At 67.3% G+C, this 16,474-nt stretch carries 21 protein-coding genes; 12 read left to right on the top strand and 9 right to left on the bottom strand.

Annotation, left to right across the window (positions count from 1 at the left end):
- A complete protein-coding gene (locus EOD42_RS03545) occupies positions 1 to 435 on the bottom strand; it encodes a PaaI family thioesterase (protein WP_127785945.1) in 435 nt (144 codons plus the stop codon).
- On the bottom strand, positions 432 to 1,388 hold the full coding sequence (locus EOD42_RS03540; protein WP_127785943.1) for an acetyl-CoA carboxylase carboxyltransferase subunit alpha: 957 nt from the start codon (positions 1,386 to 1,388) through the stop codon (positions 432 to 434). The genes EOD42_RS03545 and EOD42_RS03540 overlap by 4 nt, the downstream gene beginning before the upstream one ends.
- Positions 1,389 to 1,556: 168 nt before the next feature.
- Here EOD42_RS03540 and EOD42_RS03535 point away from each other — a divergent pair, with 168 nt between their 5' ends.
- The 3 genes from EOD42_RS03535 (at position 1,557) to EOD42_RS03525 (ending at position 4,302) form a co-directional block, all read left to right on the top strand.
- Positions 1,557 to 1,946, top strand: coding sequence for a phasin family protein (locus EOD42_RS03535; protein ID WP_127785941.1), 390 nt, complete (start codon positions 1,557 to 1,559; stop codon positions 1,944 to 1,946).
- Positions 1,947 to 2,439: 493 nt separating this feature from the next.
- Positions 2,440 to 3,570: a type III PLP-dependent enzyme gene (locus EOD42_RS03530; protein WP_127785939.1), complete on the top strand. Its 1,131-nt coding sequence runs from the start codon at positions 2,440 to 2,442 to the stop codon at positions 3,568 to 3,570.
- A gap of 258 nt (positions 3,571 to 3,828) precedes the next feature.
- Positions 3,829 to 4,302: an Lrp/AsnC family transcriptional regulator gene (locus EOD42_RS03525; RefSeq protein ID WP_127785937.1), complete on the top strand. Its 474-nt coding sequence runs from the start codon at positions 3,829 to 3,831 to the stop codon at positions 4,300 to 4,302.
- A gap of 22 nt (positions 4,303 to 4,324) precedes the next feature.
- Here the strand turns inward: EOD42_RS03525 and EOD42_RS03520 are convergent, their stop codons facing one another.
- On the bottom strand, positions 4,325 to 5,302 hold the full coding sequence (locus tag EOD42_RS03520; RefSeq protein WP_127785935.1) for a TAXI family TRAP transporter solute-binding subunit: 978 nt from the start codon (positions 5,300 to 5,302) through the stop codon (positions 4,325 to 4,327).
- Positions 5,303 to 5,451: 149 nt separating this feature from the next.
- Between EOD42_RS03520 and EOD42_RS03515 the strand changes: the two genes are divergently transcribed.
- The gene (locus EOD42_RS03515) at positions 5,452 to 6,153 is read left to right on the top strand and encodes a CBS domain-containing protein (RefSeq protein ID WP_240654849.1); all 702 of its coding nucleotides are present in this window, start codon (positions 5,452 to 5,454) and stop codon (positions 6,151 to 6,153) included.
- Here the strand turns inward: EOD42_RS03515 and EOD42_RS03510 are convergent.
- Positions 6,150 to 6,869 carry a M48 family metallopeptidase gene (locus EOD42_RS03510; protein WP_127785931.1) on the bottom strand — a complete coding sequence of 240 codons (720 nt, stop codon included), beginning with the start codon at positions 6,867 to 6,869 and terminating at the stop codon, positions 6,150 to 6,152. The genes EOD42_RS03515 and EOD42_RS03510 overlap by 4 nt on opposite strands.
- Before the next feature lie 165 nt (positions 6,870 to 7,034).
- On the opposite strand from EOD42_RS03510, the gene hisF reads away from it, so the two are divergent.
- From hisF to EOD42_RS03480, 6 genes are all read left to right on the top strand, one after another.
- The gene (hisF, locus tag EOD42_RS03505) at positions 7,035 to 7,805 is read left to right on the top strand and encodes an imidazole glycerol phosphate synthase subunit HisF (protein ID WP_127785929.1); all 771 of its coding nucleotides are present in this window, start codon (positions 7,035 to 7,037) and stop codon (positions 7,803 to 7,805) included.
- Complete coding sequence (locus EOD42_RS03500; protein WP_127785927.1) at positions 7,806 to 8,339, top strand: phosphoribosyl-ATP diphosphatase; 534 nt, start codon at positions 7,806 to 7,808, stop codon at positions 8,337 to 8,339.
- Positions 8,340 to 8,355: 16 nt separating this feature from the next.
- Complete coding sequence (locus EOD42_RS03495) at positions 8,356 to 8,733, top strand: histidine triad nucleotide-binding protein (RefSeq protein WP_127785925.1); 378 nt, start codon at positions 8,356 to 8,358, stop codon at positions 8,731 to 8,733.
- 47 nt (positions 8,734 to 8,780) lie between these two features.
- Positions 8,781 to 9,617, top strand: a complete 837-nt coding sequence (locus EOD42_RS03490) for a SirB1 family protein (RefSeq protein ID WP_127785923.1) — start codon at positions 8,781 to 8,783, stop codon at positions 9,615 to 9,617.
- A gap of 83 nt (positions 9,618 to 9,700) precedes the next feature.
- Positions 9,701 to 10,645, top strand: coding sequence for a glutathione synthase (gene gshB, locus EOD42_RS03485; protein ID WP_127785921.1), 945 nt, complete (start codon positions 9,701 to 9,703; stop codon positions 10,643 to 10,645).
- A gap of 24 nt (positions 10,646 to 10,669) precedes the next feature.
- Entirely contained in the window at positions 10,670 to 11,062 is a 393-nt protein-coding gene (locus EOD42_RS03480) for a c-type cytochrome (RefSeq protein WP_127785919.1), read from the top strand.
- A 4-nt stretch (positions 11,063 to 11,066) separates the two neighbouring features.
- On the opposite strand, the gene EOD42_RS03475 is transcribed toward EOD42_RS03480, so the two are convergent.
- Positions 11,067 to 11,732 carry a dienelactone hydrolase family protein gene (locus EOD42_RS03475; RefSeq protein ID WP_127785917.1) on the bottom strand — a complete coding sequence of 222 codons (666 nt, stop codon included), beginning with the start codon at positions 11,730 to 11,732 and terminating at the stop codon, positions 11,067 to 11,069.
- 34 nt (positions 11,733 to 11,766) lie between these two features.
- Between EOD42_RS03475 and EOD42_RS03470 the strand changes: the two genes are divergently transcribed.
- Both EOD42_RS03470 and EOD42_RS03465 read left to right on the top strand, forming a co-directional pair.
- Entirely contained in the window at positions 11,767 to 11,958 is a 192-nt protein-coding gene (locus EOD42_RS03470) for a DUF4169 family protein (RefSeq protein ID WP_127785915.1), read from the top strand.
- 2 nt (positions 11,959 to 11,960) lie between these two features.
- Positions 11,961 to 12,350: a RidA family protein gene (locus tag EOD42_RS03465; protein ID WP_206020226.1), complete on the top strand. Its 390-nt coding sequence runs from the start codon at positions 11,961 to 11,963 to the stop codon at positions 12,348 to 12,350.
- A 30-nt stretch (positions 12,351 to 12,380) separates the two neighbouring features.
- On the opposite strand, the gene EOD42_RS03460 is transcribed toward EOD42_RS03465, so the two are convergent.
- The 4 genes from EOD42_RS03460 to EOD42_RS03445 form a co-directional block, all read right to left on the bottom strand.
- Complete coding sequence (locus tag EOD42_RS03460; protein WP_127785911.1) at positions 12,381 to 12,716, bottom strand: NIPSNAP family protein; 336 nt, start codon at positions 12,714 to 12,716, stop codon at positions 12,381 to 12,383.
- A 60-nt stretch (positions 12,717 to 12,776) separates the two neighbouring features.
- Entirely contained in the window at positions 12,777 to 14,399 is a 1,623-nt protein-coding gene (locus EOD42_RS03455; protein ID WP_206020225.1) for an ABC transporter substrate-binding protein, read from the bottom strand.
- 69 nt (positions 14,400 to 14,468) lie between these two features.
- Complete coding sequence (locus EOD42_RS03450; protein WP_127785909.1) at positions 14,469 to 16,073, bottom strand: ABC transporter substrate-binding protein; 1,605 nt, start codon at positions 16,071 to 16,073, stop codon at positions 14,469 to 14,471.
- 135 nt (positions 16,074 to 16,208) lie between these two features.
- Entirely contained in the window at positions 16,209 to 16,439 is a 231-nt protein-coding gene (locus tag EOD42_RS03445) for a PsiF family protein (protein ID WP_127785907.1), read from the bottom strand.
- Positions 16,440 to 16,474: the final 35 nt, after the last annotated feature.

Here is a 16,474-nt window from a genome sequence, read left to right as displayed (position 1 = left end):
TTAGCGCGGAACCCCGTTGGGGTCGCCAGAGCCTGCGCGATAGCGGTGCGTGCTGGCGCCATAGGCGATGATCTGCCCGTCCTCGCCCTTCACCTCGCTGCGCGCGAAATAGACGTTGCGCCCAGCGGTAACGAGATGCCCCTCGGCCGTCAGCAGCGTGCCGATGGCGGCCTGGCCGGTGAAGCGGCAGTCCAGATCCAGCGTGACGCCGCGCCGGACATGGCCCGGCACGGCGCAGTAAAGCCCGGCGAAGGCGCCGGCCTGATCGAGCAGGGAAAGCGCCACGCCGCCATGCGCGATGCCGCTGCGGTTCGCATGCTGCGGACCCAGGCGGCAATAGAGCTTCACATAGCCCGCGGACCACTCGACCACCTCGATGCCGAGAAGCTCGTGATAGGGCGAGTGCGTGGTGGCGTGGAAATCCGCGTCGTTCACAGGGTCGCGGTCCGGCCCATCTCAAGGAACTTCTCGCGGCGGCGGATGCGCAGCGTGGCGCCGTCCAGCGTCAGCAGCGGGTCCAACGCGATGGCGATGGCATTGCCGACGGCCTCCATCGCTTCCTCGCGGGAGCGGTGGGCGCCACCCATCGGCTCAGCCACCACCGTGTCGACCAGGTTCAGCTTCTTCAGGTCCTCAGCGGTCAGGCGCAGGGCCTCCGCGGCGGTGCTCGCCTGGGCCGCGTCGCGCCACAGGATGGAGGCACAGCCTTCAGGGCTGATGACGGAATAGATCGCATGTTCCAGCATCAGCACGCGGTCGGCGGCCGCCAGGGCGATCGCGCCGCCGGAACCGCCCTCACCGATGATGGTGGCGACAAAGGGGACAGGCGCCTCAAGGCCGGACTCGATGGAGCGCGCGATGGCCTCGGCCTGGCCGCGCGCCTCCGCCTCGATGCCCGGAAAGGCGCCGGAGGTGTCGACGAAGGAAATGATGGGCAGGCCGAAGCGGCCGGCGAGTTCCATGATGCGGCGGGCCTTGCGATAGCCCTCGGGCTTGGCCATGCCGAAATTGTGCTTCACGCGGGTCTCGGTGTCGTGGCCCTTTTCGGTGCCCAACACGGCCACCGCGCGGCCCCGGAAGCGGCCGATGCCGCCGATCACGGCCGCGTCGTCCGCGAAGGCGCGGTCACCCGCCAGCGGCACAAACCCCTGGATCAGGTGGTTCACGTAATCGAGCGCCTTGGGGCGCTCCGGATGACGCGCCACCTGCGCCTTCTGCCAAGGCGTGAGCTTGGCGTAGGTCGCGGCCAGAAGCTTATGCGCCTTGTCCTGCAGGCGGCCTACTTCCTCGGCGACATCGATGCCTCCGGCATCGGTCGTCCGGCGAAGTTCCTCCACCTTGCCTTCAAGCTCGGCGATCGGCTTTTCGAAGTCGAGAAAGTGACTCATGGGCGCCCGGGTATCAGCTTTTTCCGCAACGCGCCATGCCACGTCTCGTTTCGGTGAATGTCATGCTGCAACGCACAATTTTCTTTGACGGCGCAACCTCGGACAGGCTAAAGCGTTATCAGTGTTCAGTCCGGAGGACGTCCCATGCCCAGCCCGCAAGAAGAATTCATGAAGCTCTTCGGTGAGTTCCGCATGCCCGCCATGCCTGATTTTCAGGCCCTGGCCGAGGCCCAGCGCAAGAACATCGAAGCCATCACCGCTGCCAACAAGATCGCCATCGAAGGTGCCCAGGCCGTTGCCCGGCGCCAGGTGGAGATCCTGCAGAGCTCTGTTTCCGAACTGAGCAGCGCGGTTCAGAACATGTCCCGCGAGGAGAGCCCGGTCGGCAAGGTCGCTCGCCAGACCGACCTGATCAAGTCGAGCTACGAGAAGGCGGTTTCCAACGTGAAGGAACTGTCCGACCTGATCCAGAAGTCCAACAACGAGGCGCTGAACCTGCTGAACGCCCGCTTCAGCGCCGCGATGGACGAAGTGAAGAGCGCCGTTTCCAAGGGCTGACCGTTTCAGCACCAACGGTTCATGAGGCGGGGCCCGGCAGGGCGCCCGCCTTTTTCTTTGGCTGGGGCCTTGTTGCCCCGCCACGTCAGGCTCGCGCACCCGGGTACCGGAATCCATCCTGGCGCTCTGTTATGTTTCAGGCTTTCCGTTCGAAGCATCGGAAGGTTTCAAGCAGATTTCGGCGCGGATTGAGCTTCGGGCGAAAAAAATTCGGCCGCCACCCAATTCCCTCTTGCCTGCCGGGACCGCCTTGCCTATCTGCACGCCCTGAAGACGCAGTACGCACGTGCCTCTGGCCCCAGGCCCACGGAGCGCGGCCCGCAATACGGCCCGCCACCGCGGCGCAAGGTTTACGCAACGACGTCAAGCGTTCTGGCAACCCCGTCCGGGAAACCGGGCGGTTCTCTCTTGGTCGCTGGTTCGTTCGACCGTTCGTCAACTTGGGCCTCCCGGACAAACACCGGCTGGTTCCGCATGGAATTGGGAGTGCGCGATGACCCAGAAGGTCGCTCGCTATCTCGCTGAGACGTCGCCTGCGACGCCGTGCCTCGTCATGGACGTGGACCGGGTGGAGCAGAACTTCCAGCGCCTGCAGGCCGCGCTGCCGAACGCCCGTATCTATTACGCGGTGAAGGCGAACCCGGCTGCCCCGATCCTGGAGCGCCTGACCGGCCTCGGCTCCTTCTTCGACGCCGCCTCCTGGCAGGAGGTGCAGATGTGCATCGCCGCCGGTGCCGCGGCCGAGCACGTCAGCTACGGCAACACCATCAAGAAGGAGCGTGACATCGCCGCCGCCTATGCGGCCGGCGTGCGCATGTTCGCCTTCGACAGTGAGCCGGAGCTGCGCAAGATCGCGCGCGCCGCCCCGGGCAGCCGCGTCTACTGCCGCATCTTCGTGGAGAACGAGGGCGCCGAGTGGCCGCTGTCCAAGAAGTTCGGCTGCGAGGCCGATATGGCGAAGCGGCTGATGGTGCTGGCGGGTGAGCTGGGGCTGGATGCCTACGGCATCTCTTTCCATGTCGGCAGCCAGCAGACCTCTTCCGCGCCGTATCGCTCGGCGATCGCCAAGGTGGCGATGGTCTTTACCGACCTCGCGGCCGCGGGCGTGAAGTTGCGGATGGTGAACCTCGGTGGCGGCTACCCGGTCCGCTACAAGTCCGAAGTGCCCGAGATCGAGGAGATCGGGGCCGCGGTGATGGGCGCCTTCGCCCAGCATTTCGGCAACGACCTTCCGGAGATCGTGATCGAGCCTGGTCGCTTCCTGGTGGCCGACGCCGGCACGGTCTGCACTGAGGTCGTCCTCGTCTCCCGCAAGGGTGAGGCTGATCCCGTGCGTTGGGTCTATCTCGACATCGGCCGCTTCGGTGGCCTTGCCGAGACCGAGGGCGAGGCGATCCGCTATACCCTGCGCACGCCCCATGACGGCACGGCCGACGGCCCGGTGACGATCGCCGGCCCGACCTGCGACAGCGTGGACACGCTCTATGAGAAGTCGAACTACCGGCTTCCCATGGCGCTGACGGATGGCGACCGCATCGAGATCCTCTCGACCGGCGCCTATGTCACGACCTACGCCAGCCAGAAGTTCAACGGCTTCACGCCGCTGGAAGAGCACTACATCTGAGCATCCGGGGCGCGCGGGCGCGCCCCGTTATCCGATAACCCATCGGGCCTTGTGCGCCGCCCCGGCTTGGCTGGGGCGTGCCTGGATTGGTGGGGGTGGAGCCGCCTGGCGGCCTGCCCCTGGCCACGGGCTGTGCCAGGTCACGGTGGGTCCCGGGGGCCGGTGGCGCGCGATCAACGTGCAGCCGCCGGCCCCACCGTTTCCTCTGCGGGCGAGGAATTCCTTTTCACGAGCTGAAAGGCGGGATACTGTCCGGCCATGGACGAGATTGACCGAAAGATTGCCATTGCGGTGCAGAATGACGGTGCCGCGGGCCTCGCCGAGTTGGCGAAGATCGCGGGTCTGTCCGTCTCCGCGACGGCAGAGCGCCAAAAGCGCCTGGAGGAGCGGGGCGTCATCATCGGTTGGCATGCAGCGCTGGACCCGGTGCAGGTCGGCTGCCCTCTGTTGGCCTTCGTGCGGCTGGCGCTGAAGCCGGGAAGCGGCGAGGCAGCGTTTCGCGCCTCGATGCAGGACCACGAGGCGGTGCTCGAGTGTCACCACATGACCGGCAACTGGTCGTACCTGCTGAAGCTGCGTTTCGCCGATATGGCCGGGCTCGAGGCATTCGTCACGGCGGAGCTGCGTAGCCTGCCGGGTCTTGAGCGGCTGGCGGTGGACGTGGCGCTGTCCTCGGTGAAGGAAACGCGGCTTCTGCCGGTCGCGCCGGTCCCCGAGGAAGAGGAGGACTGAGGCCAGTCCCCCTCGCCCTAGGTCAGAGCGTGGCGCCCTGCGCGCGCCAGAAGGCCTCGGCGGCCGGGTGCCAGGGCACGCCGGCAGCGGCGCTCTTCTGAACCGCCAGGGTGAAGTCGCGGGCCGCGGAATGGACGCGTGCCCAGTCCTCACGGTTCTGCCAGGTGATCTCCAGCAGCTTGCGGACGGTATCGGCAGGCATGTCCTCGCGCACCGCGAGGATGTTGGCCACCGAGAGCTGCTTGTTGGGCGTCGTCTGCCCCGGATAGGTGCCGGCGGCGATCTCCTCGGCGAAATAGACCGGACCGTTCTTCTCCACGATCTTCGCCGCCAGATCGGCGTGGTCGATCAGGACAAGCTGAGTGCCGGGCGTCGCCGCCAGGTCGGTGATGGCGCTGGTCGGCACGCCGGAGACGAAGAAATACGCGTCGATCTTGCCGTCGCGGATCGCGGCCGTGCTCTCAGCCGGCGAGAGGCGCTCGCGGCCACGGAAATCACGGGCGAGGTCGAGGCCGGCGGCCTCGATGACGCGGGCGGCAAACAGCTCGGTCGCTGATTGCGGTGCGCCCGTGGAAATGCGCTTGCCCTTGAGATCCGCCATGGAATGGATGTTGCGGTCGGCAGTGGTCACGATCTGCATGCGGTTGGTGTAGAGCACCGCAATGGCGCGGGTCGGCACCACACGGCCGCGGAACTGACCGGCGCCTCGGATGGAATCGACCGCTGCATCGACCTGCCCAAAGACGATCTGCGCGCGGTTGGCGCCCAGCAGCTGGAAATTGGCGGTGGAGCCCGCGGTCACCTCCGCCGTGGCGGCGGAACCCGGGATTGCCCGGGTGATGTAGTTCGCGAGCGCCCCGCCGAGCGGATAGTACACGCCGCCCGTGGTGCCCGTGGCGATGGAGAACTGCTGGGCCTGCGCCTGGGCGCGCCCGATCAGCGGCAGGCTCAGCCCGGCACCCAGCAAGGCCCGACGAGGCGCGGCGAAAGTCTTGGTCATCTTGTTTCCTCCGGTGCGACAGGCACCAATCTTGAGAAAAGTTTAGGCAAGCGGAGCCGGGCTTGAAAGCCCTTTCCGTCGCTTGATGCGGATCAAGGCGGTGTTCTGCGGTGCAGGCCATGGTGCCCCCAGATCCGAAGGAGGTTCCCATGAGCGTCATGCCGAAGGCTGCGGAGTTGATGACGCGCAGCGTCATCGCCATCAGCCCTGAAATGAGCGTCGATGCCATCGCCCGGCTGTTGTCGGGCCGAGGCATCTCGGCGGCCCCGGTCCTCGACAAGGCCGGGCAGGTGCTGGGCGTGGTGACGGAGGCGGATTTGATCGCCCGTCTGGCGGGGCTCAAGGATGCGCCGATGGGCTTCTTCCGCAGCCTGTTCACCGACCCCGTGGCCCGCGCCGAGCGGTACGCGCGCACCCATGGCGTGACCGCCCGTGACGTGATGACCGAAGGCGCGATCTCCGTCGGGCCGGAGGCGACTGCCGACGAGATCGCCCATGTGATGGAGGAAAAGCACATCCGCCGCGTTCTGGTGGTGGAAGGCGGCCGCCTGCTGGGCCTCGTTTCCCGTGCCGATCTGCTGCGTGCGCTCGTCGGGCCCGTGACGGTTCCCCAGGAAGTGCCGGATGCGGAGCTGCGTGAGGCCGTTCTGATCGCGATGAAGCGCGAACCGTGGGCCAACGGTGTCTACACCACCGTGCAGGTCGAAGACGGGGTCGTGCGCTTCGAGGGTTTCACCCAGCATGACGGTGTCCGTCGCGGTCTGCAGGTGCTGGCGATGAACGTGCCTGGCGTGCGCGCCGTGCTGGACAATACCCAGCCGATGCCGGCCGGCATGATGGCGGCCGTCTAGCCCACTCGAAGCAATGCCGGGCCGTGGCGCTTGAGCCAGGCCTCGGCCGCGCGGCGATGCGGTGTCAGGCTTTCGACATGGGCCCAGAAGCGCGGGGAGTGATTCAGCTCCCTCAGATGGGCGATCTCATGGGCGACGACGTAGTCCAGCACCCAGTCAGGTGCCATGACGAGGCGCCAGGAAAACGCAAGCGTGCCGTCCGGCGCGCAGCTACCCCAACGGCTGCTCGTATCCTTCACCCGCAATGCGCGGGGGCGAACGCCGAGCGCTGCGGCATGGATAGGGGCCTGCGAGCGGACCCGGCGGGCGGCTTCCTCTCGCAGGAAGTCCAGAATGCGGCGCGGCAGGAATTCGAGGCCGCCGCTGACGACGATCCTGCCATCCTCGATCGCGACGCCCGCGCGGCGATCGGGTGCGTGCACGATCTCATGCTGAACGTCGCCTATCGGCAGGCTGGCACCGGGCTCCAGCTTCTGAACCGGGGTCAGCGCCGCGAGCCGCTGAAGAACCCATCCCGCATGCTGATGCAGCAGGGCCATGCCCATTCGACGGGCCGCGCGCTGCGGCAGGGTGACGACCACAGCGGCCTCGCGCGGATCTATTTTCAGCGAGACCCGCCGCGCCCGCGCCGAACGCCGCCAATGCACCGCACAGGGTGCCGGCGCGGCGAAAGGGTTGGGCTGCAGGAGGATGGTCTCCGACTCGGCCGGTTCCATGGCTTCCGTCCTGCCGGAAACGGCGCGAAGCGTCTAGGAAATCCTGGTGAGCGGATATCATAACGCGGGTGTCATATGCCCTTGACCAGAGGTCATTTGCAGCGCATCCGGCGTTATGGTCTGGTCCGTCGGCGTCATGCCGACAAATCGTGAAATGGTCCGTAATTGCTCACGCTCCGCATCATTCCCTGCCTGGATGTGAAGGAAGGCCGCGTCGTCAAAGGCGTGAACTTCGTGGATCTTCGCGATGCCGGAGATCCGGTGGAGCAGGCGACTGCCTATGGCGCGCAGGGGGCCGATGAGGTCACCTTCCTGGACATTGGCGCGACGCACGAGAACCGCGACACGATGCTTGATGTCGTCTCCCGCACGGCGGCGAGCCTGTTCATTCCCCTGACGGTGGGTGGCGGCGTGCGTAGCGTGGACGACGTGCGGCGGCTGCTGCTGGCCGGCGCAGACAAGGCCAGCATCAACTCGGCCGCTGTCGCGGAGCCCGAACTGGTGCGCCGCGCTGCCGAGGCCTTCGGCAGCCAGTGCATCGTGGTGGCCATCGACGCGAAGCAGGTCACGCCTGGGCGCTGGGAAATCTTCACCCATGGTGGGCGCAAGGCCACCGGTATCGATGCGGTCGGCTGGGCCGAGCGCATGGCCGAACTCGGCGCCGGTGAACTGCTCGTGACCTCCATGGACCGCGACGGGACCAAGAGGGGCTTCGACCTGGAGCTGCTGCGCCGGATCCGGCAGCGCGTGCGCCTGCCGCTGGTGGCGAGCGGTGGCGTGGGTTCCCTCGAACATTTCGTGGAAGGCGCGGAGGCGGGGGCCACCGGCCTGTTGGCCGCGAGCGTTTTCCACGACGGCGTGTATCGTATTGCTCAGGCCAAGGCGGCGCTGGCCGTCGCCGGTTGGCCTGTGCGACCTGAAGAGAAGGCGGCGTAGATGGCCAAACCCAGCAAGCCGAAGGCAAAGGCCGCCAAGGCCGCGAAGCCGGCAAAGAAGAAGGCTGCGCTGCCGCTGCCCACCGGCATCGAGGCTCCGAAGGCCAAGGCCCCGAAGCGCGTGAGCCGTGCCGAGGCCGCGCCGCTGGCCAGCTTCGAGCCGAGCGCCGCCGGCGCCACGGCCGAGGTGCTGGACCGCCTCTGGACTGTGATCGAGCAGCGCCGTGCCTCGGGCGATGTCGAGAACTCCCATTCCGCCCGTCTGCTGGCGCGCGGCACCGCGAAGGTTGCGCAGAAGCTGGGTGAGGAAGCGGTGGAGTGCGTGATCGAGGCCGTGGCCGGTAATCGCGCGGCGACCGTCGCCGAAAGCGCGGACGTGCTCTACCACCTGCTGGTGGTCTGGGTGGATGCCGGCATCAATCCGGGCGAGGTCTGGACCGAGCTTCACCGCCGCGAGGGCATCTCCGGCATCGCCGAGAAGGCCGCGCGGCCGAAGGCGCTGGTCAAGCTGGCCAATACCAAGAAGCTGCCCTGAGCACCGGAGAGTTCTGATGCCCGTCAATGGCCTGCCGCCCTACGACACCACCAACATCTTCGCCCGTATCCTCAAGGGCGAGATTCCGTGCCGCAAGGTGCTCGAAACCGAACATGCGCTGGCGTTCCACGACATCGCACCCCAGGCGCCGACGCATATCCTGATCATTCCCAAGGGCAGCTACGTCTCCGCCAGCGACTTCAGCACCCAGGCGAGTGCGGAGGAGGTGGCGGGGCTTTGGCGCGCGGTGGCCGAGGTGGCAAAGCCGCTTGAGGCGACCGGCTATCGCATCATCTGCAACATGGGCATGGATTCCGGCCAGGAAGTGCCGCATTTCCACGTGCATGTGCTGGGTGGCCGCCCGCTCGGCGTCATGGTCGCCAAGCAGGGCTGAAGCGAAGGGGGCTTGCCAGCGGCGCCCCAAGGTCTGATGTGACGGCAATGACCAGTACAGCCATTGCCGAGGCCCGCCTCGCGCTCGACGCCATCGGCAAGCTTCCTGACGCCGAGATCGACATCGGCGCCGCGGCTCTGCAGCTTGCCAGGATCGACGCGCCCGAGGCCGACTGGGCTGCCGCGAGCAGCATGCTCTCGGCCATTGCGCGTGAAGTGGTGGCCCAGGCGACCGCCGAGGCCGATGCGGGCGATGCCGAGGCGCGGCGCCAGGTCCTGGCGCAGGTGCTGCATGGCTATTTCGGCCTGGAAGGCGATGCCGAGAGCTATGACGATCTGGCCAATGCCAATCTGATCCGTGTGCTGGAGCGTTCTCGCGGCCTGCCTGTCGCGCTGGGCGTTCTGTGGCTGCACGCGGCGGAGGCCGCCGGCTGGGAAGCCTATGGCGTCGACTTCCCGGGCCATTTCCTGGTGGCCCTTCGCGGCGAGGAAAATCCCGTCCTGGTCGATGTGTTCCATGGGGGCGCGCGGCTGGAGGCACCGGATCTGCGCGCGCTGATCAAGCGTCTGGAAGGCGAGAAGGCCGAGCTGAAGCCCAACATGCTGACGGCGATGACGCGCCGTGCCGTGCTGCTGCGCCTTCAGAACAACATCAAGCTGCGGCGCCTGCGGGTGGGTGACGTGGCAGCGGCGCTCGACTGTGCCGAGGACATGCTGCGCATCTCCCCCGATCATCCCGGACTGTGGCGTGAGGTCGGGCTGATGAACCAGCGGCTGGAGCGCATCGGCGCGGCGCTGACGGCGCTGGAACGCGCCCTGCGCCTGGCGCCCGAGGATCGCCGGCTGCGCGGGTTGATCGATGAGCTCAGGAACCGCCTGAACTAAGGGGGGCCTTCCCGAAGCCCCTGCACCCTGGCAAGCATGTGACCGAGCGGTATTTGCCGTCACGCATTCCAGGGGATCCACCCATGTCCTTGCGCGTTGCGGTCCAGATGGACCCGATCGAAAGCATCAACATCGACGGCGACAGCACCTTCGCCATGATGCTGGAGGCCCAGAAGCGCGGCCACAAGCTGTGGCACTATCATGTCCGTCACCTGTCGCTGCGTGCAGGCCGCGTGGTGGCCTGGGCGCATCCGGTGGAACTGCGCCGCGAGAAGGGCAACCACTTCACTTTCGGCGAGCCGGTGGAACTGGACCTCGGCCAGGATGTGGACGTGGTGCTGATGCGCCAGGACCCGCCCTTCGACATGGCCTACATCACGGCCACCCATATCCTGGAGCACATCCACCCCAAGACCCTGGTGGTGAATGACCCTGCCCAGGTACGCAATGCACCCGAGAAGCTGTTCGTCACCCACTTCCCGGAACTGATGCCCGAGACGCTGATCACGACCAATATGGCCGAGATCGGCAAGTTCCGCGCCAAGCACGGCGATATCATCGTCAAGCCGCTGTTCGGCAATGGCGGTGCCGGCGTGTTCCACCTTCGCCCGGAGGACCCGAACCTCGGCGCGCTGATGGAGATGTTCACCGAGAAGTCGCGCGAACCCGTGATGGTGCAGCAGTATCTTCCCGCCGTCCGTCAGGGCGACAAGCGCGTCATCCTGATCAACGGCGAGGTGCTGGGTGCGATCAACCGCGTGCCCGCGGCCGGTGAGGCGCGCAGCAACATGCATGTGGGCGGCCGCCCGGAGAAGACGGAGCTGACGGACCGGGAGCGCGAGATCTGCGCGCGCATCGGTCCCGAGCTGCGTGACCGTGGGCTGATCTTCGTCGGTATCGACGTGATCGGTGGCTACCTGACCGAAATCAACGTCACGTCGCCCACCGGTCTGCAAGAATTGGCGCGCTTCGACGGCATCCAACTCGAACGCAACATCTGGGACGTCATTGAGGCCAAGCGGGCCTGACGTTCGACTGACACGGAGAATACGATGCGCATCGTCACCATGTCCCTCCTGGCGATCATGGCAGCCAGCGCGGCCCAGGCTCAGGAGGCAGGGGATGTCGAGGCCGGCCGCCGGGTGTTTGCCCAGTGCCGGGCCTGCCACCTGATCGACAATTCCGCCCGCAACGGCGTCGGCCCCAACCTGTACGGCATCATGGGCCGCCGGGCCGGCCAGCGCGAAGGCTTCCGGTATTCGGCCAACATGCAGGAACGCGCGGCAGCGGGCCTGACCTGGGATGACGCCACGCTGCGCGCCTATGTGGCCAACCCCAAGGCCGTGGTGCCGCAGGGTTCCATGACCTTCGCGGGGCTGCGAAACCCCGAGCAGATCAACAACCTGATGGCCTTCCTGGCGGAGGCCACGCGCCCGGCGCAGTGATGCGTCAGCCCAGCTGCCGGGCCAGGAATTCCAGGCTCCGGCGCTGGGCGAGCTCATAGTCGGGCGCCGAGTAGCTGCCGCGCTCGTCACAGCCGAACCCGTGCTGGGCGCCCTGATAGACATGGATGTCCACGCCGGGCTGGGCAGCGCGGATCGCCTCGACATCCGATAGCGGGATGGAGCTGTCCTTCTCGCCGAAATGCAGCTGGACGGGGCAGCCCGCCGTCTCGTCCTTCGCGGCCACGACGCCCCCGCCATACCAGCCCACAGCCGCCGAGAAGGCCGCGCTGCGGGTTGCGCCATGCCAGGCGACGGTGCCGCCCCAGCAATAGCCGATGATGCCGCGCTTCACGCCCGCAGGCAGGGCCGCCGCGGCGGCCAGGACATCGAGCAGCGTCTTGCCCGCGTCGATGCCCGCGCGCAGGTCACGCCCGCGCACCACATCCTCGGGCGTATAGCCCAGGGACACGCCGCGCTCCTTGCGGTCGAACAGGGCAGGGGCGATGACCGCGTAGCCCTGGGCGGCGAAGCGGTCGGCGACGTTGCGGATGTGGCTGTTGACCCCGAAGATTTCCTGCACGACGACCAGCGCGCGCTTCGCGTCAGCAGGGCCGGCGGCATAGGCGTTCAGCTGATGGCCGTCGGCGGCGGTAAGCGTGATGTCCGGCATGGTGGCCTCCCTCATTCCTGCCTATGCTGGACCCGTGGCCGAGATTTTCAACCTCAACAAGGCGCGCAAGGCGCGGGCGAAGCAGCAGGCCGAGCGCGACGCCGCCGCCAACCGCTTGGCCTTCGGCCGCACCGCAGCCGAAAAGCAGGCTGACCGCGAGGCGGAGGAACAGCGACGCCGTCTGCTGGACGGTGCCCGCCTTGATGACAGCCGCGACCGGAGCTGACAGTGCCCATCATCCGCCACGTCATCCCAGGCTTTCCGCCCAGCGCATCGCCTTCCCCGCATGCGACCGAGACCGATGGTTTCGTCTATCTGACCGGCCAGTTCCCGCGTGATCTCGATGCGCCCGACAGCCCCTTCCCCGAGGGCATCGAGGCGCAGACCGAAGCCACGCTGCGCAACATGGCGCGCGTGCTGGAGGCGTTGGATCTGGGTTGGGCCAACCTGGTGTCGATGCGCGTCTTCCTGACGGCGTTCGAGCGTGACTACGACGCCATGAACGCGGTCTATGGTCGCATCATCCCGGTGGAATGCCGCCCGGTGCGGACCTGCGTGGGCGTGACAGCGCTGGTGCGCGGCGCGCTGATCGAAATGGATTGCGTGCTGAAGCGGTAGGGAAGGGGGCTTGCCCCTTCCCCCGGGCGCTCAGCCCTTCTTGGCGAGATAGGCGTCGAAGAACGGCGTGCGGCGCAGGATGCGGTTTTCCATCTTCACCAGCACGTCCGCCTCGGCCACGGCCTTCGCGAACTCACCCCACTTCGGGTCGGCCGCCATGGCGTTGCGGCGGCGCTCACGGTCGCCCTGGTCAGTATAGCCCCACTGGTGAACGATGGTGTTCAGCTCACCCTCCACCGTCATGTACCAGCCCAGGCAGTTTTCCAGATACTGCAGCTGCAGCGGCCAGGCCTTTTCCTCATAGATCTTGAGGAAGACAGGCACCTTGTTCGGCTTGCAGGTGTAGATGCGCAGGTCAACGATCATCGGGAATCCCCCCTTTGGCCCCGTGCAGGGCGTGACGACCCGCGCATCCTTGTCCTGCTTCTACTGGATGTCCACGGGCACCAGGTCCTGGAACCAGGACTGGACGGAGGTGAAGCCGCGCACCCGGCGGCTCATCGCGCGCGGGTTCAGGTCGTGCACGATGTAGAGCCAGGGCGGATTGTCGACGAGGCGCGCATGGGCCTCTGCATAGGCCGCGTTGGCCTCGGCCGGGGTGCGCGCCGCTTCCAGCCTAGCGAAGGCCGCCTCGAACGCCTCATCCTGCCAGTTCGGCCAGTTGAAGCCGTTCGGCGGGCGCGAGGCATTGAGGAAGTAGCGCGCCATCACCGAGGGGTCGGAGGACGGGCTCGACGGGTTCAGCGACTGCACGTTGCGCACGGCCGCGCCGTCGGCGGAGGTCCGGGTGGCCGTGAGCAGGTTGGACCAGTCCGTCACTTCGAACTCGACATTCACGCCGCACGCCTCGCGCAGGTTCTGCTGCAGGTATTCGTTCATCGGCAGCGGCAGCATCTGGCCGGAGCCGGAGGGGCTGATCATCACCCGGAAGCTCAGCGGGCGCTGGGCGTTGAAGCCGGCTTCGGCCAGCAGGGCGCGGCCGCGCGCAGGGTCGAAGCGATAGCGGTTCTGCGGGTTGCCGAAATTCGGGTCATTGGGCTTGAGCCAGCCGACCGAGGGCTCCGCCGTGCCGGCCAGCAACTGCACCAGCCCGTCTCGGTCGATGCAGTAGTTCAGCGCCTGGCGCACCCGCACGTCGCGGAAGGGCGTGTTGTTGCCGCCCATCTGGAAGAACCAGGGCCAGACATGCGGATAGCTGCCGGTCGTGATCTGAAAGCCAGCCGCGCGAAGCGGCTGGATGGCGTCGGGAGGCGGCACCTCGATCCAGTCGACCTGACCCGACCGCAGGGCGGCAAGGCGCGTGTTCGCCTCTGGGATAGGCAGCAGCACGATGCGGTCCAAGCGGGCGCGGCGCGCGGTGTCCCAGTAATTGTCGTTTCGCGACAGCTCCACCGACTGGCGGGGCACGAAACGGGTGATGCGGAAGGGACCGGTGCCGGCCGCGCCGTTGGTCGCCACGCGCGCCCAGTCACGCCCCGCGGCCTCGAAGCTCTGCGGCGACGTGAACAGGATGAACACGACCATGTAGGGGAAGTAGCTGGCGGGACGGACCGTGGTCATCTCGATCGTGCGGTCGTCGATCTTGCGGTAGCTCTCAAGGATCGTGACGCGGGCGCGGGTGATGCCGCTGCCGCCGGCCTCGAACTGCGGCGAGTCGTTGCGGAAGTACCGGTCCAGGTTCCAGATCACGGAATCGGCCGTGAACGGCGTGCCGTCGTGGAAGGTGACGCCCTGGCGCAGGGTGAAGCGCCACACGCGGGGATTGGTGCTGTCCTGCTCCCAGCTTTCAGCCAGCCCGGGGCGCAGGCCGGCGGGCTTGGAGGGATCTGACAAGTCCCACAGCGTCAGCGCCTCGAAGATGGGGTAGCCGAGGAAGCGCATCCCCTCGAACCCGTTATTCGGCATGCCGGTCGTGGTCGGCACGTCGGAGGCGGTCATGGCGATGCGCAGGGTGCGCGGCTGCTGGGCTTCGGCGGTGCTGCCCAGCCCCAGCGCGGCCAGCCCGGCCAGCGCCATGCCGCGCAGATGTTTCCTGGTCACGTTCATCATGGCCCTCTCCGGGGTTCTTGGTGGCGAAAAGAAAAAAGGGGAGGGCGCTGCCCTCCCCCTTCAAGCGGGTTACTGGATCGAGACGGTCGTCAGATCGACGAACCAGCTTTGCGGGCTGACGAAGCCGCGCACCCGGCGGTGCATCGCGCGCGGATTCAGGTCGTGCACGATCCACATCCAGGGCGCGTCATCGACCAGCCGCTCATTCAGCGTGCGCATCAGGGTGGCGATGCGCGCGGGGTCCGTGGCGGTCTCGAGCTCACCGAAGGCCGTGTCGAAGGCCGCGTCGCGCCAGTGGCCCGCATTGGACCCGCGCGGCGTGAAGTTCTGCGAATAGAACCAGCGGCCCATCTGCGCCGCATCCGAGGAGACGAGGCTGATGTTCAGCGCATCGGCGTTCAACCAGGCGGGCTGCGTCGGCTCGGCGCGCAGGCCGCCCAGCAGGGTGTTCCACTCCACCACCTCGAAGTTCACGCGCACGCCGCAGTTCTCCTGCAGCTGCTGCTGCAGATACTCGTTCATCGGCAGGGGCAGCATCTGCCCTGAGCCGCTGTTGGAGATGCCGACGCGCAGCGTGAGCGGGCGCTGGGCGTTGTACCCGGCCTCATTCAGCAGGGCGCGGCCGCGTGCGGCGTCCAGGCGATAGCGGTTCTGCGGGCTGCCGAAATTCGGGTCGTTCGGCTTGAAGAAGCCGACCGAAGGTTCGGCGGTGCCATTCAGCAGCTGGACCATGCCCTCGCGGTCGAAGCAGTAGTTCAGCGCCTGGCGAACCCGCACATCGGCCACCGGGCTGTTCGGGCGGCCGGCGGCGAAGACCCAGGGCCAGACATGCGGATAGCTGCCGGTCGTGATCTGGAAGCCGGCCGAGCGCAGGGACTGGATGGCATCCGGCGGCGGCACCTCGATCCAGTCCACCTGGTTGGAGCGCAGCGCGGCTAGGCGGGTGTTGGCTTCGGGCATCGGCAGCAGCTGGACGCTGTCCACCTTCGCGCGGCGTTCCGGGTTCCAGTAGCTGTCATTGCGCGACAGCTCGACAGACTGGCGGGGCACGAAGCGGGTGATGCGGAAGGGGCCGGTGCCGGCCGCGCCGGTCGCGGCCACGCGGCCCCAATCCCGGCCCGCCGCTTCCCAGCTCTGCGGGGAGGCGAACAGGATCAGCGTCGCGAGATAGGGGAAGTAGGAAACGGGGCGGGCCGTCGTGATCTCGACGGTGCGGTCATCGATCTTGCGGTAGCTGTCCACACCCGCGACACGGCCGCGCGCGATGGCGGCGGCGCCGGCCTCGAACTGCGGCGAGTCATTGCGGAAGAAGCGGTCGAGGTTCCAGATCACCGCATCCGCGGTGAAGGGAGTGCCGTCATGGAAGGTCACGCCCTGGCGGAGGGTGAAGCGCCAGGCGCGCGGGTTGTCGGGTGCCTGGGCCCAGCTTTCGGCCAGCCCCGGCCGGAGCCCGGCGGGCTGTGACGCGTCGGTCAGGTTCCAGTCCACCAGCGGCTCGAAGATCGGGTAGCCGAGGAAGCGCATGCCCTCATAACCCTGGGTCGGCATGCCGGTCGTGGTCGGGATGTCAGCCGCGGTCATGCCGATGCGCAGCACGCGCTGTTGCGCCTGGACGGGGTTGGTGGCCAGCAATGCTCCCAGCAGCGCCAAAGCCGCGCCGAATTTCTTTTGCATACTGTCTACACTCCGGAATCTACCCGCTTATGCAACCAAGCCGCGGCATGGTCGGGCAATGCATGATTCCGGAGAATTGGCAGCCTTCGCCGCGCCTCTGCCTCATGCTCGGGCAGAGGGGTTTCAGGGCGGCGCTTAGTTGGTGCTCGACGGCGCCACGGCGCCTTGGCCTGCCAGGCAGCGGCGCATGAACTCCTTGCGGGCGTCGCCGCTCAGGTTGTTCGCGCGGGCATCCGTGTTGCACTGGCGCATGCGTTGCTGCTGGGCGGCCTGCGCCTCGCTGGGTTGGCGGGCTGGGCGCGTGCTTTCGGCCATGGCGGGCACGGCCAGGGCCAGCATGGCCGGAACCAGAAGAAGTACGCGCATCCCACAACCTCCTGTTGTCTGGTGCAGGATGCGAT

It is taken from the genome of Rhodovarius crocodyli (assembly GCF_004005855.1).
Taxonomy (GTDB): Bacteria; Pseudomonadota; Alphaproteobacteria; order Acetobacterales; family Acetobacteraceae; genus Rhodovarius; species Rhodovarius crocodyli.
The sequence above is the reverse complement of the archived record's forward strand: the minus strand, read 5'-3'. Positions and strand labels throughout refer to the sequence as shown.